This is a genomic window from Nocardia sp. NBC_01388 (assembly GCF_045040085.1).
Classification (GTDB): Bacteria; Actinomycetota; Actinomycetes; order Mycobacteriales; family Mycobacteriaceae; genus Nocardia.
This window is the reverse complement of sequence record NZ_CP109553.1, coordinates 7,232,743-7,258,592: the sequence shown is the minus strand read 5'-3', so window position 1 is coordinate 7,258,592 and position 25,850 is coordinate 7,232,743. Positions and strand designations below refer to the sequence as shown.

Sequence of the window (25,850 nt, the reverse complement as noted above, 5' to 3'; positions counted from 1 at the left end):
GTAAAGTCGAGTCACAGCAAGCACCGCACGAAACGCGGCACACCTGTGCAGCGCGAGGAGCACCAGTGTCACTCGATCAGCCACTCGCCCCGCTTCCCCAGGAGGGCATGGGTTTCGCCACGGCGTGGCCCGTCCGGGCTGGCGATGTGGATCCCTATCAACGGGTGCGTTTCGACGCCGTAGCCCGTTATTTGCAGGACATTGCCTGGGAGGAAATGCATTCCGGGTTCTTCCATCGCACCGACCCGGCCTGGATCGTGCGCCGCACGGTCGTGGACGTGGTGCGGCCGATCCACTGGCCGGAACGGGTGGAGCTGACACGCTGGTGTTCGGCCATGTCCACCCGCTGGACGAATATGCGGGTCCGGGTCACCAGCGAGAACGGCGGTCTCATCGAGACCGAGGGTTTCTGGATCAATATCAACGAGTTCACCAATATGCCGACCCGCATCAGCGATGAGGGATTGGCCGAACTCTCGCGCACGACCAGTGAGCACCGGCTGCGCTGGCGGCCGTGGCTGGTCGACCAGACACCGCCGGAATCCGATGCCGACCTCACGTTTCCGGTGCGCGCCACGGATATCGACCAGTACAACCACGTGAACAATGCCGCGTACTGGCAGGCTGTGGAGCAGTATCTGGTCGACTATCCGAAGCTGGTGGCCGGGCCGCATCGCGCGGTCATCGAATACATCGCGCCGGTGCTGGCGCGGCAGCACGTGAGTGTGCGCAGCCGCTACGAGCCCGGTGACAGGACCGGCTATCCGGTACTGCGACTGTGGTTCGTGGTCGGCGGGATCACCACCACCACGGTCCGGATCGGCCCGCTGCCGGTCTGATCGAATGGTGGTGCTCGCCGGACATTCCCGGCGAAATAACGTTCGCTGACAATTAGCCTGGCAGACTCTCGCAGTGCCGATCACCGTGCGGTGGTCGAGAACAGGAGTTCGCCGACATGAGATTCGCCCGTCTCACACTGCTCGCGGCCGCGCCGGCATTGGTGGTCGGGCTGACCGCCTGCGGCCACTCCTCGGATTCGGCGACGAGCAGCACCACCACCTCCGCGAAGCCGACGAGCGCCGCGGGCACGACCACGCCGGGGCCCGTCGGTCCGACCCATTCGCCCAACCCGACTCGCCCGCCCGCGCCCACACCCTCGCCCGCCGATGTGAACTGCGGGCCGGTCACCGGAGCCAACGGCGGATCCTCGGATGTGATCGCGTACTCGAATCAGGCCGGTATCCCCGGCTGCACGGAGGCCGTCACGGTCGCCAGCGATTACGTCAATGCCGGCCGCACCGGCGATGCCGCACAGGTGGACGGCTGGACCTGTGAACCGCAGCCGGACACCGACGTTCCGCACATCTGCTTCAAGGACGGCTTCCAGATCGGCCTGCGCGGCACGGCGGCCCCCACTCCGCCCGCCCCGCCGACCACCACCCCGCCGCCCACCACCTCCCCAGCCCCGGTCGGGGACGCCAGCTGCGGCACGGTCACCGATGCGGGCGGCGGCCTCCGCACCATCATCGCGGTCGGCACCCCGGCCGGGCGCGTCGGCTGCACCGAAGCCATCAATGTCGCAACGCAATACGTGCAGACCGTCAGCGATACCGATGTGGCCAGCATCGACGGCTGGAGCTGCAATGCCCAGCCCGACCCCGCGATCCCGTCCATCTGCGCCAAGGACGGGCTCCTGATCAACCTGCTGGCGCACTGATACAGCGAACACAGCGGCCCCACCCGAATCATGGTGGGGCCGCCCCCGTTTCACCCCGAGGAGACAGGCCGGTTCTGTCCACACCTGCCGTAAGCCAGCGCCGGCGCGAGTCGGGTGCACTTTTCACCGGAATCGTTCTGGGCGGCCCGCAGCGGCATTCACGGGGCTCGGGGACACCAGTGCGGCCCATCCGATTCGGATGGGCCGCACTGTTTCAGGTATTGCGGAGCGTTCGGGTGCGGCGGGGCTCAGCCCTTGGCGGCCTTGAGGAGATCCTCGAGGCTGGTGAACTTGACGCGGGGGCGGCCGGCCGCCTTGCCCGCAGTGCGTTCGGCCTGATCGATGGCCTTCCAGCCTTCGCGGCCGACCATATCGGGCTGCCGTTCGGCCAGCAGCGCCGCGAGGGCCTGCCGGTCCGCCTGCGGCGCAACCAGTTTGCCGTTGGTGAAATCGGCGATCAGGTGATCGACGGTTTCCTGCGAGTCGACGCGGTTGGAGCCGATCACACCGCGGGGGCCGCGCTTGATCCAGCCGGAGACGTAGACGCCCTGCACCGGGTTGCCGTCCGCGTCGAGCACGCGGCCACCGGCATTGGGCACCACGCCCCGGCTCTCGTCGAACGGGACATCGGCGAGCGCCGTGCCCCGGTAGCCGACGGAGCGCAGCACGAGCGACGTCTCCAGGCTGCCGGTGCGATCGGACGGCCGCGCCACGGTGCCGCCCTCCTCCTTGACGAGTTCGTTGTGCACGTACTCGACGGTCTCGACCTTGCCGTCGCCGGTGATCTCGGTCGGCGAAACCAGGTAGTGGAAGACGATTCGCTTATTGCCAGGCTTCGGCGTGTTGGCCGAGTACTCCTGCGCGAGGGTGTACTTGAGCTTCAGCGAGGGCTCCACGTCCGGATCCTCGAGCTCGGCCCGGCTGGCCGGATCGAGTTCCAGATCGGCGGGATCGACAATGATGTCGACGCCCTTCAGATGCGCCAGCGCCAGGAACTCCGACGAGGTGTAGGCGGCCTGCAGCGGCCCACGGCGGCCCAGCACCACGACCTCCTGGATATTGCTGCGGCGCAGCGCATCCAGGGCGTGGTCGGCGATATCGGTCTTGGCCAGCACATCCGGATCGACGGTCAGCACGCGCGCCACATCGAGCGCGACATTGCCGTTGCCGACAATCACGGCCCGCTCACCGGACAGGTCGAATTCGCGGTCCGCGAAATCCGGGTGCCCGTTGTACCAGGCGACGAATTCGGTGGCCGAAATGCTGCCGGACAGCTCCTCACCCGGGACGCCGAGACGGCGATCGGTGGAGGCGCCGTGCGCGTACAGCACCGCGTGGTGGTGCCGCAGCAGCTCCTCGTGCGAAATGTGCTTGCCGACCTCGACATTGAGCCGGAACTGCAGCGCATCGCGGCGGAAGGCCGATTCGAACAGGGTCGCCACCGATTTGGTGCCCGGGTGGTCGGGGGCGACGCCCGCGCGCACCAGGCCGTACGGGGTGGGCAGCCGGTCGAACAGCTCCACCTCCACATCGGCGCGGCGCAGTAGCTCCTCGGCCGCGTAGCTGGCGGCCGGCCCGGCGCCGACAATGGCGACGCGCAGGGTGCCCAGCTCCTTGGGCGCGCGGCTCGGCGGCACCAGCGGCTCGAAGTTCGATTCCAGGGGGTGCCGGACGAAGTACGCGGCATTGATGTCCTGGAACCTGGCCAGCGACGCGAGCAGGTCATCTTCGGAGAAGATGGCGTCCACCGGGCAGGCATCGACGCACGCACCGCAGTCGATGCAGGTGTCGGGGTCGATGTAGAGCTGCTCGGTCGTCGCGAACTCGCGTTGCTCAGGAGTGGGACGAATGCAATCGACCGGACACTCGGGTACGCAGCTGGCGTCGTTGCAACAACGCTGCGTGATCACATAGGCCATATCTCGCAGATCCTCGAAACAGTCGCGTGGTGCTACTCCGCTCGGGGTTCGAGCAGGGCGGTAGAACACGTTCTAATATATGCGGCGTTCCGGTGCCTGTCGGCACGCAGGTGTCACGCCACCTTCAGTGTGCCTCGAGTGTGAGGCGAGTCTCCCGCCGGGAGCTGGATCGCGTGTTGTGACACCAGTCTCGGCAGGTAGCGGGGTAGCGAATACCGTAGTGCACATGGCACGGACTCTCATCTTGATGCGCCACGGCAAATCCGGCTACCCGGACGGCGTGGCGGACCATGAACGACCGCTCGCGCCGCGTGGTCTGCGCGAGGCCGGATTGGCCGGGGACTGGCTGCGCGCGACCCAGCCACCCATCGACGCCGTGCTGTGCTCGACGGCGACCCGCACCCGCGAGACGCTCGCGGCGACCGGCATCACCGCGCCGGTGTCGTACGAGGAATCCATGTACGAGGCGACGCCGCACTCGCTCATCCAGTTGGCGCAGCTGGCCGACGATGACGTGCAGACGTTACTGATGGTCGGGCATTCCCCCGGAATGCCGTGGACCGCTTGGGAATTGGCCGCCAACCGGGATTCGGACGCGGCGGCGGAGCTCAGCGCGAAATTCCCCACCTCGGCGCTGGCGATTCTGGAATTCGACCGGCCGTGGGCGGACGTCGATCCGGGCACGGGCGAACTGGTCCGCTTTCACGTGCCGCGCTAGCCGGCACCTGCCACGCCAGGAGGCTGGGGCTAGCCCAGCAGCTTTCCCTTCCAGACCACGACGCCGCCGACGACCAAGAGCAGCAACAGCGCCCAGAAGAAGCCTGCCACCGCCCAGATCACTCCGAACACTGCCAGCACCGGCAGGATCGCAATAGCCGCGATCACCGGATTTTCCTTGACGGTCTCCAGCGCCGAACGCGCCCGAACCCGATCAATGTCTTTTGCCATGACCCCAGCGTAGGCGCGTATCGCCCGCGACACAGCGCTGAACAGATCCTCGCACCCCGGCACGCCGAGGGTGCCGCCGTCACCGCGTGTGCGGCGGGCAGCGCCTGGATTCGGCAGAATGGGACTTGCTTGGAGTGCACTCCAGGTGGCTACCGTCGGAATAGTTCCACCGAGAGGGGCGAGACCGTGAGCACCGCAGCACCCGCGCGGAACAGCGCAGCATCCACCGCACACGGCGCCGATTACGAGCGCCCGCAGTATTCGATCGGCGAGGTCTCCGAGCGCAGCGGCCTGAGCCGGGACACGCTGCGCTGGTATGAACGTATCGGCCTGCTGAACTACGTGGGCCGCGATCACGCCGGGCAGCGGCGCTTCTGCGATCGCGATCTGGATTGGCTGGCGCTCATCTCGAAGTTGCGGCTGACGGGTATGCCGGTGGCCGATATGGTGCGCTACGCGGAACTTGTGCGGGCCGGTGAACACACCTTCCCCGAGCGGCTGGAGATGTTCCGGCGCACGCGCACCGATGTGCTCGCGCAGATCGAGGAACTGCGGCAGACCGTGGCCGTTCTCGACTACAAGATCGCCCTGTACGAGGGGGATCGGGCCGTGGATCAACCGGCCGTGCTGACCGGATGCACCGTCGAGGAACAGCGGGCGCTCTAGCGAGCGAGCCCGCGCGGACATGGCGTGATTCACAAACCGGAGGGCACGTTTCACATTCGCGGCTTAGTATGCGACCACTATGCAGTCGCCCGTATCCCATGACCGTGTCTGGATAGACAAGCAGGCACCCGAGGTCTTCCACGCGCTCAGCGATGTCGCGCTGGCGGTGCGCAATGCCGCTGCCGCAGTCGATTTGGGGCGGGCGGTGATGGAATTGGTGAATGTGCGCGTCTCGCAGCTCAATGGCTGCGCGTACTGCCTCGACGCCCATCACCGGGCCGCCCTCGAGGCCGGGGTCACGGCGCAGCAACTCGCGATCCTGGACGCGTGGGAGCGCAGCCCGAACCTCTACTCCGAGCAGGAGCAGGCCGCCCTCATCCTCGCCGAAACGGTGACTTCGCTGCCCGGGGAGGAATGTATGCAACGTAGGTATGCTGCTGCGCGGCAACACTTGTCGGATGACCAGATGTCGGTTCTCATCTGGGCCGCGGCCACCATGGGCACATTCAATCGCGTCTCGATACTGAGCAGACATCCGGTACGGGTGCGGAAGGAGAACTGAACAATGAGCGAACAAGCCGTGGCGACCGCTGTCGTCCGCAACGACTCGCAGCACCGTTATGAAGTCTGGTACGGCAACTCGCTCGCCGGGTTCACCGAATACCGCGAACGGGACAACGACACCACCTTCATCCACACCGAGGTGGACAGTGCGTTCGGCGGCAAGGGCTTGGGCAGCGCACTCGCCCGCAAGGCGATCGAGGATGTGATCGCCCGCGGCAATGTCATCGTGCCGCGCTGCCCGTTCATCAAGGCCTGGCTGGACAAGCATCCGGAATACGACGAGCACGTCGTCGGCAAGGGCATCAAGCGATGAGCGACCTGGAGCCGAATCCGGAGGAGTCGCTGTGCGAGGCCTCCGGCCGGCCGGGGCCGCGCGCCGAATTCTTCCCCGCGCGGGAGGTGCCGCTCGGCGGGGTCCGCGGCGTGACCGTGCACCGCTCACTGCCGCAGCGCGATCTGCCGACCGTCGGCGCCTGGTGCTTCCTCGACCAGTTCGGTTCCGGGTCGGAGGCGAATCCCGAAGGGCACGATATCGATCCGCATCCGCACATCGGATTGCAAACGGTCACTTGGCCTTTGAACGGGCGTATCCGGCACCGCGACAGCGTCGGCTCGGATGTGGAGATCGAGCCCGGGCAGCTGAACATCATGACCTCGGGGCGCGGCATCGACCACTCGGAGTACCGGGTGGCCGGGCACGAATCGGGTGCGGGATTGCAGCTGTGGATCGCGCTTCCCGGTGAAACCGCCGCTATCGCACCGCATTTCGAGCAGTATCGGGAACTCCCGACGTTCACGCTGAGCGAGGACGGCCGTGCCGGGGTGCTGGGCACGGTCCTGATCGGCACACTCGGCGACGTCACCTCCCCTGCCACCGCGTACACCCCGATCGTCGGCGCGGAACTGCGGATCCAGCCGCACGCCGATGTCCGGCTGCCGCTGCGCCCGGAATTCGAGCACGCGGTACTGGTGATCGAAGGCGAGCTCACCGTCGACACCACCGTCGTCGCACCGGGATCGCTGTTCTACCTGGGCAGCGACCGCTCCGAACTGCGCCTGCACCATACCGACGGCGCCCGCCTGCTCCTGCTCGGCGGCGAACCCTTCACCGAAGACCTGGTCATGTGGTGGAACTTCGTGGCCCGCAGCCACGAGGAGATCGAAGCGGCCCGAAACGACTGGGAGAACCACAATCTCGCCCGCTTCCCCGATATCCCCGGTCACACCCCCGACCAGCGCATCCCCGCCCCGCCCCTCCCGCCCCTGCACCTGACACCCCGCAAACGCCGCTACTGACCAGCGCGCCCGCAGATCGACACGAATTCGGCCCCGGACCCCGGGGCCGAATTCATCTCAGCTGCTGTACCTTCCGAGTAGCACGCACCCACAGGGCATGCCACGTCATTCCGGCTCCGAGCGGCACTCGCCCGCGCACGGCATTGCCCCGTCATCCCGGTTCCAAGCAGTGGCCGCCCGCGACATCCTGACGCGCGGCAGGCCCGGTCATCCCGGCATGCTTTCATCCGGGATCCACCCTCACAGCGGCTCAGTGCGTTTCGGTGGACGTCATCCGAAAGCTCTTGGGGTGCAACGAGTCAGGGGTGGTGGGCGAGGTTTTTGGTGCCGATCATTTCGTCCGGGGTCCACACTCACAGCGGCTCAATGCGTTTCGGTGGACGTCATCCGAAAGCTCTTGGGGTGCAACGAGTCAGGGGTGATGGGTGAGGTTTTGGGTGCCGATCACGCGGAGGAGCTCGAGTTTCTCCTGGGTGTCGGTGCCGGACTTGGGGTAGTAGACCAGGAGTTGGCGGGTGGCGCTGGGAGTCAGCAGGGGTTCGCAGATCAGTTCCAGGAGACCGACTTCCGGGTGGATCATGCGTTTGTCGTGGCCGGGGTGGGCGCGGACCTCGTGCTCGTGCCAGAGCTCCTCGAATTCGGGGCTGGTGGCGCGCAGGCGGGCGACCAGGTCGGTGACATCCGCGTCGCCGGCGCGGCGGGCGGCGGTGGCGCGCAGACCGGCCACGTGGTGGCGGCCCATGACGGCATGGTCCTCGGGCGGGAAGCGGTGGCGCTCGGTGGTCGCGCCGAACCACAGCCAGGGGATGCAGCGGTCCAGGCCGCGGCGCTGCGAGAAATCGCCGCTGACCAGCGTGTGCATCCGATTCTGGACCAGCACCTCGCCCAGATCGGAGATGACGCAGGCGGGGGTGTCGTCGAGCTTGGCCAGGACGTGCAGGATGCCGGGACCGACATGGGTGTCGCCACCGCGCGCGGGCGGCTGCTGTCCGGCCAGGTAGTAGAGGTGGTCGCGCTCGCTGTCGGTGAAGCGCAGGGCGCGGGCCAGGGCGCCGAGCACCTGGGTGGACGGGCGCGGGCCGCGGGCCTGCTCGAGACGGGTGTAGTAGTCGGTCGACATGCCCGCGAGCATGGCGACCTCATCGCGGCGCAGGCCGGGGGTGCGACGACGCAGGCCCTCGGGCAGTCCGACAGCGGCCGGCTGCAGGCTCTCCCGGCGGCGGCGCAGGAAATCGGCAAGTTCGTCGCGGTTCACTCCACCACTGTCCCGCACCCCCGGAGCGCGATCCAGGGACTGGCTATCCCCCGATAAGCGATCTCTGCCGGATCCCCCGGTCCGGGGCGCATCGTTATCCCATGACCAAGAACCTCGGCACAGTCCAGCTCGGCAAGACCGGGCCCAGCGTTTCCCGCATCGGCCTCGGCGCCATGGGTATGTCCGGCATGTACGGCAGCAGCGATGACGCCGTCTCCATCGCCACCGTGCACGCGGCCCTCGACTCCGGCGCGAATCTCATCGATACCGGCGACTTCTACGGCATGGGCCACAACGAAATGCTGCTCGGCCGCGCCCTCGCCGACCGCAAGCGGGAGGATTACCTGCTCAGCGTGAAATTCGGCGCGCTGCGCGGACCCGACGGCGGCTTCGGCGGTGTGGACACCCGCCCCGCGGCGCTACGCAATTTCCTCGCGTACTCGCTGCAGCGGCTCGGCGTCGACTACATCGACATCTACCGCCCCGCGCGGCTCGACCCGAATGTGCCGATCGAGGAGACCGTCGGCGCACTGGCCGAGCTGGTGCAGGCCGGATACGTACGGCACATCGGCCTGTCCGAAGTAGGCGCGGACACGCTGCGCCGGGCTGCCGCCGTCCATCCGATCGCCGATCTGCAGATCGAGTACTCACTTCTCTCGCGTGGCATCGAAGCCGAAATCCTGCCCACCGCAAGGGAACTCGGCGTCGGAATCACCGCGTACGGCGTGCTCTCCCGCGGCCTGCTGAGCGATTCCCTGCGCGGCGGAGCACAATTCGCCCCCAGCGACTTCCGCGCCCACAGCCCGCGCTTCCAGGGTGAGAACCTCACCGCCAACCTGCGACTGGTGGACGCACTCGCCGAGATCGCGGCCCGCCACGATGTGAGCGTGGCACAGCTGGCCATTGCCTGGGCCCTGTCCCGCGGCGAGGACATCGTCCCGATCATCGGCGCCCGCCGCCCCGAGCGCTGGACCGAAGCCCTTGCGGCAGTGGATATCCAGCTCTCGGCCGACGAACTCGCCGCCATCGAGGCAGCCGTCCCGGCCGACCAGGTCGCCGGCGGCCGCTACGCCGAAGCCCAGATGGCCATGCTCGACAGCGAACGCTGAACCACCGACGAGAGACGGGCGGCGGCCCCCACCGCCCCCTCGTCCCGACACGAACACGCCGCCCCGGCACGACCACGCCGCCCCGGCACGACCACTCGTCATCCTGGCGCGCTTTCGGCCGGGATCCACCGAACCCGCGCAGGTGTGGCCCCCGGCCGAAAACATGCCAGGATGACGGGGCTGCCGCCGATTCCGATTACCGGCATTCGCCGGTTGGCGGCTACTTGCGACGGGGGCGGATGACGGCGGTGAAAGCCGCTTTCGCTACGGCCTTTCCGGTGCTGTCGGCGATGCCGACGGGGACCTCGAGTTCGATTTCCTTCCGGGACTGGATGTTCGCGCGGGTTTGCTCGATCACCTCGGCGGTGAGTTCGGCGGTGGCCAGGAACGGGCCCGCCGAACCCTTGGCGCGGGCGAGGTATTCGATGCGGCCGTCGCGGGCGACGATGAAGGTGTCGCCGAGCAGATCCACGATGCCGGAGATGGATGCGCCCATGGCGGCGGTTTCGGCCAGCCCGAAGAGCAGGGCCGCGTGCACATCGCCATTGTGGTTGAAGTGCTGCGGCTCGGCGGCCATGCGGACGACATTGCGGCCGGACGCGTAGTCGACCCCTTCGATACCGGCGAACTGGATGAAGCCGAGCTTCTGAAAACCGGCCATCACCTGTTCGCCCATGGTGGCGCTGTCCATCGCATCTCCTGTAGCCGGTGGTCGAAATTGAAACGTGTTCTAATTTCATACCGGGTACGGAGGGGCTTGTCCACGTCCGCTTCCCGCCGGGACCTGCTCACCCGGCGTTCGGCAGCTCCAGACCCAGGGTTTCGGCGGTCCGCACCATGGTGCGCCGGGCCAGCCGGGCATCCCCGGCCAGACTCGACCCGAGCGTCGGAATCAGCTCCCGCAGCCGCGGCGCCCAGATCCGGCGATAGCGCGGGAAGCTGCGCTCCAGCACCTCCAGCAGCATGGCCGGGGCGGTGGCCGCACCGGGCGCGGCGCCCAGCACCCCGGCAATCGAACCATCCGGCGCGGCAATCACTTCCGTATCGAATTGCAGTATCCCCCGGCCGTCGTCCGCACGCCGCACCAGCTGGGCGTACTGACCGGCCGTGACCATCGACCAATCCCCCACCGCGGCCGCCGGCGCGAATTCGCGCAGCGCGGCCAGCTTCCGGCCGCGCGTGGCGGTCACCTGGGACAGCACCTGCCACATCAGACCCGGATTGCTCTTCACCATCGAGGCGATCGGCGCCACATTGTGCGGGCGCAGCGCGGCCGGCGCATCCAGGATCGAACCGGTCCGCAGGAACTTCGGAATCGCTCCGGCATAGGGACCGAACAGCAGCGCCCGCTTGCCGTCGATCACCCGGGAATCCAAGTGCGGCACCGATATCGGCGGCGCCCCGGGTGCGGCCCGGCCGTACACCTTGGCATCGTGCTGCTCGATGACCTCCGGATTGTCACAGCGCAGGAAACGACTGCTCACCGGAACCAGTCCGTAACCGTGCACCTCCGGAATACCCGCCTGCTGCAACAGTTTCAGCGCCCAGCCGCCGGTGCCCGCGAAAACGAAACGGGCATCGACCCGCCGGGTGAGGCGATCGTTATCGGTGAACTGGTGAATGCGCAATTGCCAGGAGCCGTCATTGTTCTTGCGCAGACCGCGCACCTCACAGCGCCGGTGTATTTCGACACCGGCCGATTCCAGATGCTCGAACATCTGACGGGTGAGCGCACCGAAATCGATATCGCTGCCGGTGCTGTCGCGGGTCGCGGCGAACGGTTCGTACAGGCCGCGCCGCTCGGTCAGCAGCGGCGCCCAGCCCTCGATGACCTTCGATTCGGAACTGAATCGCATCGATTCGAAAAGGTGGTGCGCCGACATGGTTTCCTGCCTGCGCCGCAGATAGTCGACATCCTCGGTCCCGTGCACCAGCGTCATATGCGGTACCGGATTGATGAAAGTGTCCGGCTTGCCGAGGATTTCGGCCTCTACCAGCGACGCCCACAACTGCCGGCTCTGCTGAAATTGCTCATTGAGGGCGACGGCCCGGGTGATATTCACCGAGCCGTCCGGATTCTCGCCGGTGTAATCGAGTTCGCACAGCCCGGCATGCCCGGTTCCGGCATTGTTCCAGGCGGCGGAGGCCTCGGCGCCGAGTTCCGGCAGGCGTTCGTACACACCGATCGACCAGGTCGGCTCCACCTGCTTGAGCAGAATTCCGAGCGTCGCGCTCATGATTCCACCGCCGACCAACACCACATCGTAAGGACGCAGGGCCGCTTGCGTATTCATCGTCATGCCTCGAAATCCACATCGAACTCATTCCGCCACGGGCACGCTAACACCGAACCGTCGCGATCACCGGGCCACGCCAGGACCGTCAAGGGGCCCGGACGGTGTGCCTCCGCGAGCTAGCGCTGCCGGGCGCGGTAGGCGGCCACGGCATTGCGGTTGCCGCAGGCGGTGCTGCAGTAGCGGCGGGAACGGTTGCGGGACAGGTCGAGGACGATGCCTTCGCAGGTGTCGTCGGCGCAGACGGCGAGGCGGCTCAGCTCATCGGAGCGAATGAGGTCGATCATGGCCATGGCGGTTTCGACGGCAATGCGGACGGGCAGCGGAGCCTCCGCGGGGACCGCGTGGATGTGGTAGTCGAGATTGTCGTGCCGCACCAGCTGCGGCACCGCGCGATGCTCGGCGAGGATGGTGTTGACCAGCTCGACGGCGGTGCTTCTGGCACTGGTCAGCAGGCGGCGCAACGGTGCGCGCTGGGCGCGGACGGCGGCCAGTTCGGCGGCCTCGCCGGTACGGGTGCCCGTATAGCCGTGCCGCTCGAAGAACTCGCGCAGCTGGGCGATCTCGGTCATGGTGTCCGGATCCTCCGCCGAATTCACCAGATCGACCGCGGCCGCCAGCGAGGCGACCGTGTCATCAGCAAAAAGCATGTTGACATATTACACACGCGCCCCTTAGCGTCATCAGTCATGGCGACGTTGACTCATGACGCACCCGTGCGCAGCCGGCTCCGCACCGGGCTGATCTTCGCGGCGCTGTCCGCGTCGTCCTTCGGGCTCTCCGGGGCGCTGGCCCGCGGGCTCATCGATGCGGGCTGGAGTCCGGCCGCCGTGGTCATCGTGCGCGTCCTGCTCGGCGCCGCCGTGCTGCTGCCCTTCGCCCTGCGGCAGCTGCGCGGCGACTGGGATCTACTGCGCCGCAATGCCTCCCTGCTCGCCGGATACGGACTGCTCGCGGTGGCCGGAGCGCAGCTCGCCTACTTCAATGCCGTCGCGCACATGGATGTCGGTGTGGCACTGCTCATCGAATACACCGCACCGATCGCCGTGATCGGCTGGCTGTGGCTGCGCCATCGGCAACGACCCGGCCGCGCAACGGTTCTCGGCGCGCTCATCGGCATCGCCGGACTGCTGCTGGTGCTGGATCTGCGCTCCGGAGCGGCCACCAGCTGGATCGGCGTCGCGTGGGCGCTCGGCGCGATGGTCGGCGCGGCAGCGTATTTCATCCTCTCCGGCCGCACCGGGGACGGCATTCCCGGCACCGTGCTGGCCACCAGCGGACTGATCGTCGGCGGCCTCAGCATCCTGCTCGCCGGGCTCGTCGGCATCTTCCCGCTGCACGCCACCACGAATGCCGTTGCCTTCGAAGGCTTCACCACGTGGTGGTGGATTCCGCTGCTCACCCTCGGCGTGATCACGGCGGCCCTCGCCTATGTCACCGGAATCGCGGCGACCCGGGCGCTCGGCTCCCGGCTGGCCTCCTTCGCGGCCCTCACCGAGGTGCTGGCCGCGATCCTGTTCGCCTGGGCGCTGCTGGGTCAGACCCCGCACCCCATCCAATTGCTCGGCGGCGTCCTGATTCTCACCGGCGTCGCGGTGGTCCGGCTCGGCGAACCCGCCGAGAGCGCCGTGCAGGCGCCCGCGACACCCGAGGGCATCTAGGACAGTTCCAGACCTAGCTGTGCCGGATCATTGAGCGTATGAGCGATACACCGGCGCGGCTGCTGCAACTGCTGTCCCTGCTGCAGACTCCCCGAGAATGGCCGGGGAGCGAGCTGGCCGAAAAGCTCGGGGTCAGTGATCGGACGGTACGCCGGGATATCGACCGGTTGCGAGAGCTCGGCTATCCGGTCGAGGCAACGCTCGGCGTCACCGGCGGATACCGGCTGACAGCCGGGGCCGCCATGCCGCCGCTGGTACTCGACGACGAGGAGGCCATTGCCATCGCGGTCGGACTGCGGGCCGCCGCCGGACAGGCCGTGGCGGGAATCGAAGAGGCCTCGGTGCGCGCGCTCGCCAAGCTCGAACAGGTGCTGCCCGCCAAACTGCGCCGCCGGGTGCGCGTAATCGGTGCGGCCACCGCCACATTCAGCCCGGCCGGGCCGACCGCCGACCCGGAGGTGCTCGCCACCCTCGCCGCGACCATCACCAATCACGAACGGGTGCGATTCGCCTATCGGGATGCGAAGGGCGCCGAATCGCGGCGCAATATCGAACCGATCGGCCTCGCAACCAACCAACGGCGCTGGTACCTGGTCGGATTCGATCTGGATCGCCAGGCCTGGCGCAGTTTCCGGGTGGATCGCGTGGAATCGCCACAGCCCACCGGAGCCCGCTTCACACCCCGGGAACTGCCCGCCGCCGATGCCGCCGCCTATATCGCCGGCGACCGGACCGATTGGGGCACAGGGACCTACCGCGTCGATGTGATCATCCACGCACCCAGCTACCGGGTGGCAGGCCGGGTGGGCGACCAGCCGGGCGAGATCACCGCCATCGACACCGAGACCTGCCGCATGGCCGGTGAACGCGATGACGCTCCCGAATGGCTTGCCGCACAACTGATCTCACTCGGGTTCGAGCTCGAGGTTCGCGACTCACCGGAGCTGACAGCGGAATTGCGCGCCGCCGGGGACCGCATCACCCGCGCCCTCACCGGAAAGTGAGCGGAGCGGCGCATATGCGCCGCGGGGTTCCGCTCCCCCACCCGGCCCGGGTACGTTTCACCTCCATGGGAATGACCAGGGCCATCGCGCCAGCGCTACTTTGCCTGACGGCCGCTGTCACCGTCAGCGCTACAGCTACCGCCGAGCCCGCACCCGCGCCGGCCGCGACACCGCTCACCGTCCAGGGCACCGATCACGGCATCGCCTATCAGGTGGCGCTCTCCGACGATCACCGCTCCACCATCGGCACCCTGCAGACCGGGCGCTTTCTGACCACCTGGGACGGCGAGGCGGTCATCGCCACCGATGACGCCGGACGCGTAATCGCCACCGTCCCACTGAAATACGATATCGCCGGCAAAACCCTCGCACTCACCCCGGCCATCGACACCGACAACCGGCGGCTCACCCTCACCCCCGTCGCCGAATCCGCCACCCCGCTGCGCGATATCGACGCCCAGCAGCGCTTCTTCGATGTGGTGCAGGCCAATATGCCCGCGGTCGCCACCGGCGCGGCCATCGGCGGCGCCATCGGCTTCCTGCTCGGCTTCCCCGCGGGCCTGTTCGTCCTGGACTTCATCACCGCACCGATCGGCCTCGTTGTCGGCGCCCTCATCGGCGGGGCCCTGGGCCTGCAGCAGTCGGGCGGCCAGCCCGCCATCGACGCCGCCCTCACCTATGCCGACAGCGTTGTCCCCGGCATCGCGCCCGCCGCCGATCCCGCTGCCGCGCAACCCAACTGACACAGACTCACTGACGCAGGACTACTGCACGAAGGTCGCACCGGCAACGGCCATGCTGTTGTCGGTGTAATACCAATCGCCGTTCATCGGCCAATCGAGCCGGAACTGAAGGGTGTGCCCACTCGCGGGCCCGGACGTAATCGTCCACAGCGTATTGGGCAACCCCGTCGCAGTGCTGACACTGCCATCCGACCAGGTGAACGTCCCCGACGTGGGTGTCCCGAACCCGAGCCACGGCAGCTCAGCGGAGAAATGCCCGGAACCGATGCCGGGCAACAGGGAACTGGAACATCCCCACAGATCCGCCGCCCGCCGCACACTCTGCCCCGCGCTCCCGGTGCCGGGCATTCGGTTCCCGGTCAGCACATTCCCCTGCGCGCACCCTCCGAGCCCCGCGGCCTGCGCGGTCGCCGCAGCGGCGCCCCCTGCGAGCGACAGCAGCGCTCCACCCAGCACCACCGCGATCACACTCCGAAAAGCTCCCACGCCAACCCCTCCCACCGAGGAATCACCACGTCACTTCAGGCACTGACGAGCCTACTCGGCAAACCCCTCGCCCTCTCCGATTCGCCCGATTGCGACCGGACAAGATCGCCAGCGCCCTCGAACCGCACGACCACCTCGAAACCGCGCAGCCCGCATCGCAATCGCACAGCGCCGATGAGTGCCGTGCGATTGCGATGCGGGCTGCCGGGCCGGAGGCAGGCTGTACGGTCCGGCCCTGAACGGCAAGCGGCCCCCGCTCCGAAACGGAGCGGGGGCCGAATGTTTGTGCCTCAGCTAGGGATTCAGCGGTAGTCGCTGAAGCCGTAGTCGTCCAGCGGGACTGCGGCACCGGTGGTGGTGCCGAAGCCGTCCGGGCTGTAGTAGGTGTCGTCGTAGGACGGCACCGCGTACGCGGCCTGGCGCGCCTCTTCGGTCGGCTGAACCGTGATGTTGCGGTAGCGGTTGATACCGGTACCGGCCGGGATCAGCTTGCCGATGATCACGTTCTCCTTCAAGCCGATCAGCTTGTCGGAGCGGCAGTTGATGGCCGCGTCGGTGAGCACCCGGGTGGTCTCCTGGAAGGAGGCCGCCGAGAGCCACGAATCGGTGGCCAGCGATGCCTTGGTGATACCCATCAGGACCGGACGGCCGGAAGCCGGCTCGGAACCCTCAGCGACCACGCGGCGGTTCGAGTTCTCGAACTCCGCGCGCTCGACCAGCGAACCGGGCAGGAACTCCGTCGCACCCGAATCGATGATGGTGACGCGGCGCAGCATCTGGCGAACGATGACCTCGATGTGCTTGTCGTGGATGGAAACACCCTGCGACCGGTACACCTCCTGGACCTCGTGCACCAGGTGGATCTGCACCTGACGGGGGCCCATCACGCGCAGCACCTCGTGCGGATCCGCGGAGCCTTCCAGCAGCTGCTGGCCGACCTCGACATGATCGCCATCGGCGAGCAGGCGCTCGGAACCGTCCTCGTGCTTGAACACCCGCAGACGCTGACGCTTGGAGAGCTTGTCGTACAACACTTCTTCGGAACCATCGTCGGGAATGACGGTGATCTTGTAGAAGCGGTCGTCGTCCTCCATGCGCACCCGGCCGGAGACCTCCGCGATGGGGGCCTTGCCCTTCGGCACACGAGCCTCGAAGAGCTCCTGCACCCGGGGCAGACCGCCGGTGATGTCCTCGCCCGCGACACCACCCTGGTGGAAGGTACGCATGGTGAGCTGGGTACCGGGCTCACCGATGGACTGCGCGGCGACGATACCGACAGCCTCACCGATATCGACCAGCTTGCCGGTCGCCATCGAGCGGCCGTAGCAGGTCGCACACACGCCGGTGCCGGTGGTGCAGGTCAGCACGGAGCGGACCTTCACCTCGGTGATGCCGGCCTCGAGCAGCGCATCCAGAGCCGGGTCGCCGAGATCGTGACCCTTCTCGATGATGACGTTGCCCTTGGCGTCCAGCGCGTCGGTGGCCAGCGTACGAGCGTAGGTGCTGGTCTCCACGTGCGCGTCCCGGATGAGCGAGCCGTCGGCCTGCTTCTCCGCGATCGCCACCATGATGCCGCGCTCGGTGCCACAGTCGGTCTCGCGAACGATGACGTCCTGCGACACGTCCACCAGACGACGGGTCAGGTAACCCGAGTCGGCGGTACGAAGCGCGGTGTCGGCCAGACCCTTTCGAGCACCGTGGGTGTTGATGAAGTACTCCAGAACCGTCAGGCCCTCACGGAAGGAGGACTTGATCGGCTGCGGGATGAACTCACCCTTCGGGTTCGTCACCAGGCCCTTCATACCCGCGAGGGTACGAGTCTGGGTGAAGTTACCCGTGGCGCCCGACTCGACGATCGTGATGATCGGGTTGTCCGGCGGGTAGTGCGCACGCATGGACTGACCGACTTCTTCGGTCGCTTCCTGCCAGATCTTGACCAGGGCGTTGTTGCGCTCGGAGTGATCGAGCGCGCCACGCTGGTACTTCTTCTCGATCTGATCGGCCTGCGCGTCGTAGCGCGCCATGATCTCGGGCTTCTCCGGCGGAACCAGAACGTCCGACATGGCGACGGTGACGCCGGAACGCGTGGCCCAGTAGAAGCCCGAGTCCTTCAGCTTGTCGACCGTCTGCGCGACCACGATCATCGGGTAGCGCTCGGCCAGATCGTTGATGATCGTCGCCTGACGCTTCTTCGGCATCTGCTCGTTGATGAACGCGTAGTCCGCCGGGAGCAGCTCGTTGAAGATGACGCGACCCAGCGTGGTCTTCGCGAGCCACGCGTCGCCGCGCTTCCAGCCGTTCGGGAAGAGCTCGGCTTCGATCTCCTTCTCCGGACGCTGCTCGGTCAGGCGCACCTTGATCTGCGAACGCACGGTGAGCTCACCGCGGTCGACAGCCATCTGCGCCTCGGCCGGCGAGGAGTACACACCGAACTCGGCGTGATCCTTGGAGCCCTCGCGGTACTCACCCTTCGCGCCCTCCTGCAGGCGAGTCAGGTAGTACAGACCGGTCACCATGTCCAGACGCGGCATGGCGAGCGGACGACCCGAGGCGGGCGACAGGATGTTGTTCGAGGACAGCATCAGGATGCGAGCCTCGGCCTGCGCCTCCGCGGACAGCGGAAGGTGCACGGCCATCTGGTCACCGTCGAAGTCGGCGTTGAACGCCTCACACACGAGCGGGTGCAGCTGGATTGCCTTGCCTTCGACCAGCAGCGGCTCGAAGGCCTGGATACCCAGGCGGTGCAGGGTGGGCGCGCGGTTCAGCAGCACCGGGTGCTCGGAGATGACCTCTTCGAGGACGTCCCACACCTGAGCGCGCTGACGCTCGACCATCCGCTTGGCGGACTTGATGTTCTGCGCGTGGTTGAGATCCACCAGGCGCTTCATGACGAACGGCTTGAACAGCTCGAGCGCCATCAGCTTCGGCAGACCACACTGGTGCAGCTTGAGCTGCGGACCGACCACGATGACCGAACGGCCCGAGTAGTCGACACGCTTGCCCAGCAGGTTCTGCCGGAAACGACCCTGCTTGCCCTTGAGCAGATCGCTCAGGGACTTCAGCGGGCGGTTACCCGGACCGGTGACCGGACGGCCACGACGGCCGTTGTCGAACAGCGCGTCCACCGACTCCTGAAGCATGCGCTTCTCGTTGTTCACGATGATCTCGGGCGCACCCAGATCGATCAGTCGCTTCAAACGGTTGTTGCGGTTGATGACGCGGCGGTACAGGTCGTTGAGGTCGGAGGTCGCGAAGCGGCCACCGTCCAGCTGGACCATCGGGCGCAGCTCCGGCGGGATCACCGGGACAGCGTCCAGCACCATGCCCATGGGCGAGTTGCCGTTCATCTGGAACGCGGCGACAACCTTCAGACGCTTCAGCGCGCGAAGCTTCTTCTGGCCCTTGCCCGTACGGATCGTCTCGCGCAGGTTCTCGGCCTCGGCCGGGATGTCGAACTGCTCCATGAGCTTCTGGATCGCCTCGGCGCCCATGGCTCCGGTGAAGTACTCGCCGTAGCGGTCCTGCAGCTCGCGATAGATGATCTCGTCGATGATCAGCTGCTTCACCGCAAGCTTGGTGAAGGTGGTCCAGATCTCGTCGAGCCGGTCCAGCTCACGCTGGGCGCGGTCGCGCAGCTGGCGCATCTCACGCTCGCCGCCGTCCTTCACCTTGCGGCGGACGTCGGACTTGGCGCCCTCGGCCTCGAGCTCGGCAATGTCTGCCTCGAGCTTCTGGGCGCGGGCCTCGAGATCGGCATCACGCTGATCGGCGAGGTTCTTCTTCTCGACCTCCATCTCGGCTTCGAGAGTGGAGAGTTCGTTGTGGCGCAGCTCGGTATCGACGCCGACGATCACGTAGGCGGCGAAGTAGATGATCTTTTCCAGATCCTTCGGCGCCAGATCCAGCAGGTAGCCCAGACGGGACGGGACACCCTTGAAGTACCAGATGTGCGTGACCGGAGCGGCCAGCTCGATGTGGCCCATGCGCTCACGACGCACCTTGGCGCGAGTCACCTCGACACCACAGCGCTCGCAGATGATGCCCTTGAAGCGGACGCGCTTGTACTTACCGCAGTAGCACTCCCAGTCCCGGGTGGGACCGAAGATCTTCTCGCAGAACAAGCCGTCCTTCTCGGGCTTGAGCGTGCGGTAATTGATGGTCTCCGGCTTCTTCACCTCGCCGAACGACCACTGTCGGATGTCGTCAGCGGAGGCCAGGCCGATCCGGAGTTCATCGAAGAAGTTGACGTCTAGCACGTAACTTCCTTTCCCCTGTTCGGGTTCAAGTATGAGCAAAAGTCGCTAAATCCGTTGCCCGGGAGCGCTTTTCAGCAAATGCCGGAAGCGCTCCCGGACCGATCGCTCTTACTGCGCCAGGTCGTCGACCGTCGCAGCCTCGTTGCGGGACAGGTTGATACCCAGGTTCGCCGCAGCGCGCTCCAGGTCCTCATCATCGCCATCGCGCATTTCGATCGCGGCGCCGTCCGAGGACAGCACCTCGACGTTCAGGCACAGCGACTGGAGCTCCTTGAGCAACACCTTGAACGACTCCGGAATACCGGGCTCCGGAATGTTCTCGCCCTTGACGATCGCCTCGTAAACCTTTACGCGGCCGACAACATCGTCGGACTTGATGGTGAGCAGTTCCTGCAGGGTGTAGGCGGCGCCGTACGCCTGCATGGCCCAGCACTCCATTTCACCGAAGCGCTGACCACCGAACTGGGCCTTACCACCGAGGGGCTGCTGCGTGATCATCGAGTACGGACCCGTCGAACGCGCGTGGATCTTGTCGTCCACCAGGTGGTGCAGCTTCAGGATGTACATGTAGCCGACCGAGACCGGGTACGGGAACGGCTCGCCGGAGCGGCCGTCCAGCAGTACGGCCTTGCCGTTGTCGTCGATCATCTTCTCGCCGTCGCGGTTCGGCAGCGTCGAGGCCAGCAGGCCCGTCAGCTCCTCCTCGCGCGCACCGTCGAAGACCGGGGTGGCGATATTCGTGTCAGCGGGCTGACCGAGCATCTCCTCGGGGAGCTTGCGCGCCCACTCCGGCTCACCGTCGACCTGCCAGCCGGTCTTGGCGATGTAACCCAGATGGGTTTCCAGCACCTGACCGATGTTCATACGACGCGGCACACCGTGCGTGTTCAGGATGATGTCGACCGGAGTTCCGTCCGGCAGGAAGGGCATGTCCTCCTGCGGCAGGATCTTGCCGATAACACCCTTGTTGCCGTGGCGGCCGGCCAGCTTGTCGCCGTCCTGGATCTTGCGCTTCTGCGCGACGTACACGCGCACCAGCTCATTGACGCCGGGAGGCAGATCGTCGTCGTCGTCACGCGAGAACACGCGGACGCCGATGACCTTGCCGGACTCGCCGTGCGGCACCTTGAGGGAGGTATCGCGAACCTCGCGGGCCTTCTCACCGAAGATGGCGCGCAGCAGGCGCTCCTCGGGGGTCAGCTCGGTTTCACCCTTCGGGGTGACCTTGCCGACCAGGATGTCGCCGTCACGAACCTCGGCGCCGATGCGGACGATGCCGCGCTCGTCGAGATCCGCGAGCACCTCGTCGGAGACGTTCGGGATATCCCGGGTGATCTCCTCGGCGCCCAGCTTGGTGTCGCGAGCATCGATTTCGTGCTCCTCGATGTGAATCGAGGTGAGCACGTCATCCTCCACGAGGCGCTGCGACAGAATGATCGCGTCCTCGTAGTTGTGGCCTTCCCACGGCATGATCGCCACGAGCAGGTTCTTGCCCAGCGCCATCTCACCGTTCTGGGTGCAGGGGCCGTCGGCGAGCACATGCCCGGCTTCCACGCGCAGACCCTCGTCCACGATCGGACGCTGGTTGGCACAGGTGCCCTGGTTGGAGCGCTCGAACTTGCGCATGCGGTACGAACGGCGGGTGCCGTCGTCGTGCATGACGGTGATGAAGTCGGCCGAAACCTCTTCCACCACACCGGCCTTCTGGTTCACGACGACATCGCCGGCATCGACCGCGGCACGCAGTTCCATGCCGGTGCCGACCAGCGGCGACTCGGAACGGACCAGCGGCACGGCCTGACGCTGCATGTTCGCACCCATGAGGGCACGGTTGGCATCGTCGTGCTCGAGGAACGGAATCATGGCGGTCGCGACCGAAACCATCTGGCGCGGTGAGACATCCATGTAGTCGACCGCGTTCGCGTCGACGTATTCCATTTCCTCGTTACCGTGGCGGGCGAGGACGCGCTCCTCGAGGAAGTTGCCGTCCAGGTCGACAGGCGAGTTCGCCTGGGCCCGGATGTGGCGGTCTTCCTCGTCGGCGGTGAGGTACTTGACCTCATCGGTGACGCGGCCGTTCGCGACCTTGCGGTACGGGGTCTCGATGAAACCGAACGGGTTGACCCGCGCGTACACCGACAGCGAACCGATCAGGCCGATGTTCGGGCCTTCCGGAGTCTCGATCGGGCACATGCGGCCGTAGTGCGACGGGTGGACGTCACGAACTTCCAGACCGGCACGCTCACGGGACAGACCACCCGGGCCCAGCGCCGACAGGCGGCGCTTGTGGGTCAGACCCGAGAGCGGGTTGTTCTGGTCCATGAACTGCGACAGCTGCGAAGTTCCGAAGAACTCCTTGATCGCGGCGACCACGGGACGGATGTTGATCAGGGTCTGCGGCGTGATCGCCTCGACGTCCTGAGTCGTCATACGCTCGCGGACAACGCGTTCCATACGCGAGAGGCCGACGCGGATCTGGTTCTGGATGAGCTCGCCGACGGTACGCAGACGACGGTTACCGAAGTGGTCGATGTCATCGACGCCGACCGGAACTTCCTGGCCGCCGGGGGCGGTCATGGTCCGGTCGCCCTGGTGCAGGCGCACCAGGTACTCGATCGTCGCGACGATGTCTTCCTTCGTCAGCGTCGAACCGACCACCGGCTGGTCCAGATTCAGGCCCAGCTTCTTGTTGACCTTGTAGCGGCCGACACGAGCCAGGTCGTAGCGCTTCTCCTTGAAGAACAGGTTCTCCAGCAGGGTCTGCGCGGATTCCTTCGTCGGCGGCTCGCCCGGGCGCAGCTTGCGGTAGATGTCGAGCAGCGCCTCGTCCTGGCCCGGAGTGCTGTCCTTCTCCAGGGTGGACATCATGATCTCGGAGAAGCCGAAACGCTCGACGATCTCCTCGGCCGTGAGACCCAGCGCCTTCAGCAGCACGGTGACCGGCTGACGGCGCTTGCGGTCGATACGCACACCGACGGTGTCGCGCTTGTCGACGTCGAACTCCAGCCACGCACCACGCGAGGGGATGACACGCACGGAGTGCAGCGTCTTCTCGGTGGACTTGTCGATGGTGTCGTCGAAGTACACGCCCGGCGAACGGACCAGCTGCGATACGACGACGCGCTCGGTGCCGTTGATGATGAACGTGCCCTTGTCGGTCATCATCGGGAAATCGCCCATGAAGACCGTCTGAGACTTGATCTCACCGGTGTTGTTGTTGATGAACTCCGCGGTGACGAACAACGGCGCCGCGTAGGTCATGTCCTTGTCCTTGCACTCTTCGATGGAGGCCTTGACCTCTTCGAAGCGTGGGTCGGAGAAGGACAGCGACATGGAACCGGAGAAATCCTCGATCGGCGAAAGCTCCTCGAGCACCTCCTCGAGCCCACCGAAGGGGTTGACGTCGCCTCGGGCGACTGCCTTTTCCCGCCAAGTCGGTGAACCGACCAGCCAGGCGAACGAGTCGGTTTGTAGATCGAGAAGACCCGGAACCTCGAGGGGCTCACGAATCTTCGCGAAAGACACCCGCTTCGGGGCTCCGGGAATACCGGCCTTGGTCTGGGTGGAGACTGCCAAGATGCGTCCTTCCAGCACCTCACGCGCGTCGCGTGGTGGTCCGCGACCGTCGCTTGTCTGCTACGAATTCCGCTGGTAGCACCCGAACGAAACCCGAACAGCAAACAGCGGAAGTAACACCGGAAGGTGGAACTTTCGACGATGCGATCAAGGTATGGACAGGAGGCAGCCAGCGCAACGTCCAAAACTACACCCAAACCTACGGGGGTGTCAAAGTACCACCCGTGGTGAACCCCGGAGGGCTAACGCGCCGAAGCGTGTCGCGGCGGTGACCACACCGCATCGCAGTGAGGTGGAACACCACCGGCGGCCGATCGAACACCGCACAGCGATGAGATCGGGTACCGCTCAGCGACGCCGCCACACCTCTGCCGACTGGCTCCGCTGTCCGCTGGCTGCGTTCCTCGAGGGCCTCGCCGGCGTCTGGTTCCCCTGTGACAGCCGCCGCTGTTGTGAATAGCGTGACGGGTCGGACGAAACTCGTCAAGTGGCGCGAGAAGTTGACAAACCACGGAATCGCCTGCACCACTACAAGATCGCTGGGAGCGACCGGTCCGGTACCGCGGTCCAGGCGATACACCGCCCGTTCAGGGGCCGGTTCCGGCCCGCCGAGAAGAGCCGGGCCCGCCTAGTTGTCGGCGATTTCGGAGGCCAGCCAGTGGCCGTTGATCTTCTGCATACGCAGCACGATCGGACCCGAGGCGAGGGGCGCGGGCTGGCCGCCCTTCACGGTGGAGACATTCAGGTTGAGCAGCAGTTCAGCACGATCGGCGGTGAGCATGGTCACGCCGATCGGATCCGTTTTGACCACGGTGTCGGCCTGGGCCTGCTTGATCGAATTGACGGTGGTGTCCATGTACTTCTGGAAGTCGTTGCTCATCTTCTCGGTCACCACCGCACTGACCGCGGCCTTCCACTTGTCCTTGTCGATCGAATCGGCCTTGTAGGCGTAGAGCGTCGTCAAGGCGTTCGTGGCGGCGGCCTTGACCTCGTTGGTGGAACTGTTGTCGAGGAAGGCCTGATTGCTGTCGTTGGCACCGGGGCGCAGGAAGCCGACGATCGCGACGACCGCCAAAAGGACGGCCGCGACCGTGCAGAGGATCGCGGTGCGCCAGGTCCGCCAGACGCCGCCGGGGGTGCTCGGCGTGCGCTGGGACTTTGCGGAGGATTTCTTCGAAAGATCGGGACCGCGGCTGGCGCCCTCGGCGCCACGGCTGGCACCGAAGCGCGACTTCGCGCCACGAGCGCCGGTGGGCACCCGTTCGGCGGCGGGGCGCGGGGTCTCGGCGCCGCGGAGGTCGGCGGCGGTGGTCCGGGAGCCGGAGCTGCGCTGCGCGGCCGGTCGGCGCTTCGGGCTGACGCGATTGACGGGGCGTTTATTGGCCATGATCGCGGTCTCCTAGTTGCCCGGTTGCGGGTTCGCCGGCTGGGGCGCGGTGGTGGCCGGGGCCGGGTTCTGCGGCGCGGCCGAGCCGAGCGCGACCGGATCCGCCACCGACTGCACCTGATCGGCCTTCCACACACCCTTGTCCAGGGTCACATCGACCTGCCAGGTGTAGCGGAACTTGTCGGCGGGCTTGTCGGGGCCTGATTCGGTCACCTCGAACACGACCAGCGCGGCGGCATGATCGCGTTCGGAATTCAGCTCGGTGACCGCGCCACCGACCACCTTGGCGGTCGAATTCACATTGGAGTCCGCGGCCGACTTCTTGATCTGCGCATCACCCTTGTCGGAGGCGGCGAGCAGGTCGCCGGTCATCGACGAACGGGCCAGCGCCACCGAGCCGTTGATGTCCTTCAGATTCATCGAGGTGATGTTGATGGCGGCCTGCTGCGCGGCGACCAGCGCCGCGTCCCGCGCCTCGGCCCGGGGCCGGTCGCGCAGCAGCCCGCCGACGATCCAGGTGCCGCCGAACCAGGCCGCGGCGACCGCGGCGACCGCCAGCAGGGCGATCGAGCCGAGGGTCACGGCCTTGCGGGTGCCGAAACCTGCCTTGCCGGCGGATCCGCTTGCGGCAGAATCGGATTCAGCGGAGGCGGCATCGCGGTCCGGCTTCGACTGCGCCTTGGCAGCGGTCTCACCAGCGGCAGCCCCGGACTCGGCACCGGCGACGGGCTCAGGCTCAGCACCGGTGACGGGCTCAGGCTCAGCACCGGTGACGGGCTCAGGCTCAGCACCGGTGACGGGCTCATCGGTGGCGGCGGCAGCGGCGGACGTGCCGTCGGCTGCGGCCTCGGCCGCATCCTCGGGCTGCGGACCGGCGGCGACGCCGGCCTCCGGATGGCTCTCGCCGACCGGTGTGGCGGTCGGCTCGCCGAGATCGACCTCCGGATTGCTGTCCTTTTGCTGACTCAC

22 protein-coding genes are annotated in these 25,850 nt (G+C 66.7%); 11 read left to right on the top strand and 11 right to left on the bottom strand.

Translation table 11 applies throughout. From position 1 onward, the window contains the following. Positions 1 to 65 precede the first annotated feature (65 nt). Both OG716_RS34745 and OG716_RS34740 read left to right on the top strand, forming a co-directional pair. The gene (locus OG716_RS34745) at positions 66 to 839 is read left to right on the top strand and encodes an acyl-[acyl-carrier-protein] thioesterase (RefSeq protein ID WP_297628770.1); all 774 of its coding nucleotides are present in this window, start codon (positions 66 to 68) and stop codon (positions 837 to 839) included. A gap of 116 nt (positions 840 to 955) precedes the next feature. Then, entirely contained in the window at positions 956 to 1,717 is a 762-nt protein-coding gene (locus OG716_RS34740) for a hypothetical protein (protein ID WP_405134568.1), read from the top strand. 248 nt (positions 1,718 to 1,965) lie between these two features. On the opposite strand, the gene OG716_RS34735 is transcribed toward OG716_RS34740, so the two are convergent. Further along, the gene (locus OG716_RS34735; RefSeq protein ID WP_405134567.1) at positions 1,966 to 3,636 is read right to left on the bottom strand and encodes an FAD-dependent oxidoreductase; all 1,671 of its coding nucleotides are present in this window, start codon (positions 3,634 to 3,636) and stop codon (positions 1,966 to 1,968) included. Between the two features lie 226 nt (positions 3,637 to 3,862). Here OG716_RS34735 and OG716_RS34730 point away from each other — a divergent pair, with 226 nt between their 5' ends. Beyond that, on the top strand, positions 3,863 to 4,354 hold the full coding sequence (locus OG716_RS34730; protein ID WP_355129360.1) for a histidine phosphatase family protein: 492 nt from the start codon (positions 3,863 to 3,865) through the stop codon (positions 4,352 to 4,354). 29 nt (positions 4,355 to 4,383) lie between these two features. On the opposite strand, the gene OG716_RS34725 is transcribed toward OG716_RS34730, so the two are convergent. Next, positions 4,384 to 4,584 (bottom strand): hypothetical protein, encoded by a 201-nt coding sequence (locus OG716_RS34725; protein ID WP_405134566.1) that lies wholly within the window; start codon positions 4,582 to 4,584, stop codon positions 4,384 to 4,386. Positions 4,585 to 4,770: 186 nt separating this feature from the next. On the opposite strand from OG716_RS34725, the gene OG716_RS34720 reads away from it, so the two are divergent. The 4 genes from OG716_RS34720 (at position 4,771) to OG716_RS34705 (ending at position 7,110) form a co-directional block, all read left to right on the top strand. Further along, positions 4,771 to 5,250, top strand: coding sequence for a MerR family transcriptional regulator (locus tag OG716_RS34720; RefSeq protein ID WP_405134565.1), 480 nt, complete (start codon positions 4,771 to 4,773; stop codon positions 5,248 to 5,250). Between the two features lie 79 nt (positions 5,251 to 5,329). Continuing rightward, positions 5,330 to 5,812, top strand: coding sequence for a carboxymuconolactone decarboxylase family protein (locus OG716_RS34715; protein WP_405134564.1), 483 nt, complete (start codon positions 5,330 to 5,332; stop codon positions 5,810 to 5,812). 3 nt (positions 5,813 to 5,815) lie between these two features. Further along, positions 5,816 to 6,127: a GNAT family N-acetyltransferase gene (locus tag OG716_RS34710; RefSeq protein ID WP_355129352.1), complete on the top strand. Its 312-nt coding sequence runs from the start codon at positions 5,816 to 5,818 to the stop codon at positions 6,125 to 6,127. After that, the gene (locus OG716_RS34705; RefSeq protein ID WP_405134563.1) at positions 6,124 to 7,110 is read left to right on the top strand and encodes a pirin family protein; all 987 of its coding nucleotides are present in this window, start codon (positions 6,124 to 6,126) and stop codon (positions 7,108 to 7,110) included. The genes OG716_RS34710 and OG716_RS34705 overlap by 4 nt, the downstream gene beginning before the upstream one ends. Before the next feature lie 412 nt (positions 7,111 to 7,522). Here the strand turns inward: OG716_RS34705 and OG716_RS34700 are convergent, their stop codons facing one another. After that, positions 7,523 to 8,365: a helix-turn-helix transcriptional regulator gene (locus tag OG716_RS34700; protein ID WP_405134562.1), complete on the bottom strand. Its 843-nt coding sequence runs from the start codon at positions 8,363 to 8,365 to the stop codon at positions 7,523 to 7,525. Between the two features lie 101 nt (positions 8,366 to 8,466). On the opposite strand from OG716_RS34700, the gene OG716_RS34695 reads away from it, so the two are divergent. Then, positions 8,467 to 9,474 carry an aldo/keto reductase gene (locus tag OG716_RS34695; protein WP_405134561.1) on the top strand — a complete coding sequence of 336 codons (1,008 nt, stop codon included), beginning with the start codon at positions 8,467 to 8,469 and terminating at the stop codon, positions 9,472 to 9,474. A gap of 220 nt (positions 9,475 to 9,694) precedes the next feature. On the opposite strand, the gene OG716_RS34690 is transcribed toward OG716_RS34695, so the two are convergent. The 3 genes from OG716_RS34690 to OG716_RS34680 form a co-directional block, all read right to left on the bottom strand. Further along, positions 9,695 to 10,165: a PaaI family thioesterase gene (locus OG716_RS34690; RefSeq protein ID WP_405134560.1), complete on the bottom strand. Its 471-nt coding sequence runs from the start codon at positions 10,163 to 10,165 to the stop codon at positions 9,695 to 9,697. A gap of 97 nt (positions 10,166 to 10,262) precedes the next feature. Continuing rightward, positions 10,263 to 11,768, bottom strand: coding sequence for a malate dehydrogenase (quinone) (gene mqo / locus OG716_RS34685; protein WP_405134559.1), 1,506 nt, complete (start codon positions 11,766 to 11,768; stop codon positions 10,263 to 10,265). A 119-nt stretch (positions 11,769 to 11,887) separates the two neighbouring features. Beyond that, the gene (locus tag OG716_RS34680) at positions 11,888 to 12,418 is read right to left on the bottom strand and encodes a CGNR zinc finger domain-containing protein (protein WP_405134558.1); all 531 of its coding nucleotides are present in this window, start codon (positions 12,416 to 12,418) and stop codon (positions 11,888 to 11,890) included. 39 nt (positions 12,419 to 12,457) lie between these two features. Here OG716_RS34680 and OG716_RS34675 point away from each other — a divergent pair, with 39 nt between their 5' ends. The 3 genes from OG716_RS34675 to OG716_RS34665 all read left to right on the top strand — a co-directional run bounded on the left by OG716_RS34675 (position 12,458) and on the right by OG716_RS34665 (position 15,176). Continuing rightward, the gene (locus tag OG716_RS34675) at positions 12,458 to 13,429 is read left to right on the top strand and encodes an EamA family transporter (RefSeq protein ID WP_405134557.1); all 972 of its coding nucleotides are present in this window, start codon (positions 12,458 to 12,460) and stop codon (positions 13,427 to 13,429) included. Between the two features lie 38 nt (positions 13,430 to 13,467). After that, positions 13,468 to 14,433, top strand: a complete 966-nt coding sequence (locus tag OG716_RS34670) for a helix-turn-helix transcriptional regulator (protein WP_405134556.1) — start codon at positions 13,468 to 13,470, stop codon at positions 14,431 to 14,433. A gap of 65 nt (positions 14,434 to 14,498) precedes the next feature. Continuing rightward, entirely contained in the window at positions 14,499 to 15,176 is a 678-nt protein-coding gene (locus tag OG716_RS34665; protein WP_405134555.1) for a hypothetical protein, read from the top strand. Between the two features lie 21 nt (positions 15,177 to 15,197). On the opposite strand, the gene OG716_RS34660 is transcribed toward OG716_RS34665, so the two are convergent. The 5 genes from OG716_RS34660 to OG716_RS34640 all read right to left on the bottom strand — a co-directional run bounded on the left by OG716_RS34660 (position 15,198) and on the right by OG716_RS34640 (position 25,850). Beyond that, entirely contained in the window at positions 15,198 to 15,662 is a 465-nt protein-coding gene (locus OG716_RS34660) for a hypothetical protein (protein ID WP_405134554.1), read from the bottom strand. A 302-nt stretch (positions 15,663 to 15,964) separates the two neighbouring features. Next, on the bottom strand, positions 15,965 to 19,918 hold the full coding sequence (locus OG716_RS34655) for a DNA-directed RNA polymerase subunit beta' (protein WP_355129330.1): 3,954 nt from the start codon (positions 19,916 to 19,918) through the stop codon (positions 15,965 to 15,967). Positions 19,919 to 20,026: 108 nt separating this feature from the next. Further along, complete coding sequence (locus OG716_RS34650) at positions 20,027 to 23,512, bottom strand: DNA-directed RNA polymerase subunit beta (protein WP_327142380.1); 3,486 nt, start codon at positions 23,510 to 23,512, stop codon at positions 20,027 to 20,029. A gap of 610 nt (positions 23,513 to 24,122) precedes the next feature. Continuing rightward, complete coding sequence (locus OG716_RS34645) at positions 24,123 to 24,881, bottom strand: hypothetical protein (protein ID WP_405134553.1); 759 nt, start codon at positions 24,879 to 24,881, stop codon at positions 24,123 to 24,125. A gap of 12 nt (positions 24,882 to 24,893) precedes the next feature. Further along, positions 24,894 to 25,850, bottom strand: a complete 957-nt coding sequence (locus OG716_RS34640; protein WP_405134552.1) for a hypothetical protein — start codon at positions 25,848 to 25,850, stop codon at positions 24,894 to 24,896.

Excerpts from the sequence above, each read along its gene's own strand:
- OG716_RS34740 (WP_405134568.1), top strand. The coding sequence starts at position 956 with ATGAGATTCGCCCGTCTCACACTGCTCGCGGCCGCGCCGGCATTGGTG.
- OG716_RS34735 (WP_405134567.1), bottom strand. The coding sequence starts at position 3,636 with ATGGCCTATGTGATCACGCAGCGTTGTTGCAACGACGCCAGCTGCGTA.
- OG716_RS34730 (WP_355129360.1), top strand. The coding sequence starts at position 3,863 with ATGGCACGGACTCTCATCTTGATGCGCCACGGCAAATCCGGCTACCCG.
- OG716_RS34725 (WP_405134566.1), bottom strand. The coding sequence starts at position 4,584 with ATGGCAAAAGACATTGATCGGGTTCGGGCGCGTTCGGCGCTGGAGACC.
- OG716_RS34715 (WP_405134564.1), top strand. The coding sequence starts at position 5,330 with ATGCAGTCGCCCGTATCCCATGACCGTGTCTGGATAGACAAGCAGGCA.
- OG716_RS34710 (WP_355129352.1), top strand. The coding sequence starts at position 5,816 with ATGAGCGAACAAGCCGTGGCGACCGCTGTCGTCCGCAACGACTCGCAG.
- OG716_RS34705 (WP_405134563.1), top strand. The coding sequence starts at position 6,124 with ATGAGCGACCTGGAGCCGAATCCGGAGGAGTCGCTGTGCGAGGCCTCC.
- OG716_RS34695 (WP_405134561.1), top strand. The coding sequence starts at position 8,467 with ATGACCAAGAACCTCGGCACAGTCCAGCTCGGCAAGACCGGGCCCAGC.
- OG716_RS34690 (WP_405134560.1), bottom strand. The coding sequence starts at position 10,165 with ATGGACAGCGCCACCATGGGCGAACAGGTGATGGCCGGTTTTCAGAAG.
- mqo (WP_405134559.1), bottom strand. The coding sequence starts at position 11,768 with ATGAATACGCAAGCGGCCCTGCGTCCTTACGATGTGGTGTTGGTCGGC.
- OG716_RS34680 (WP_405134558.1), bottom strand. The coding sequence starts at position 12,418 with ATGCTTTTTGCTGATGACACGGTCGCCTCGCTGGCGGCCGCGGTCGAT.
- OG716_RS34675 (WP_405134557.1), top strand. The coding sequence starts at position 12,458 with ATGGCGACGTTGACTCATGACGCACCCGTGCGCAGCCGGCTCCGCACC.
- OG716_RS34670 (WP_405134556.1), top strand. The coding sequence starts at position 13,468 with ATGAGCGATACACCGGCGCGGCTGCTGCAACTGCTGTCCCTGCTGCAG.
- OG716_RS34665 (WP_405134555.1), top strand. The coding sequence starts at position 14,499 with ATGGGAATGACCAGGGCCATCGCGCCAGCGCTACTTTGCCTGACGGCC.
- OG716_RS34645 (WP_405134553.1), bottom strand. The coding sequence starts at position 24,881 with ATGGCCAATAAACGCCCCGTCAATCGCGTCAGCCCGAAGCGCCGACCG.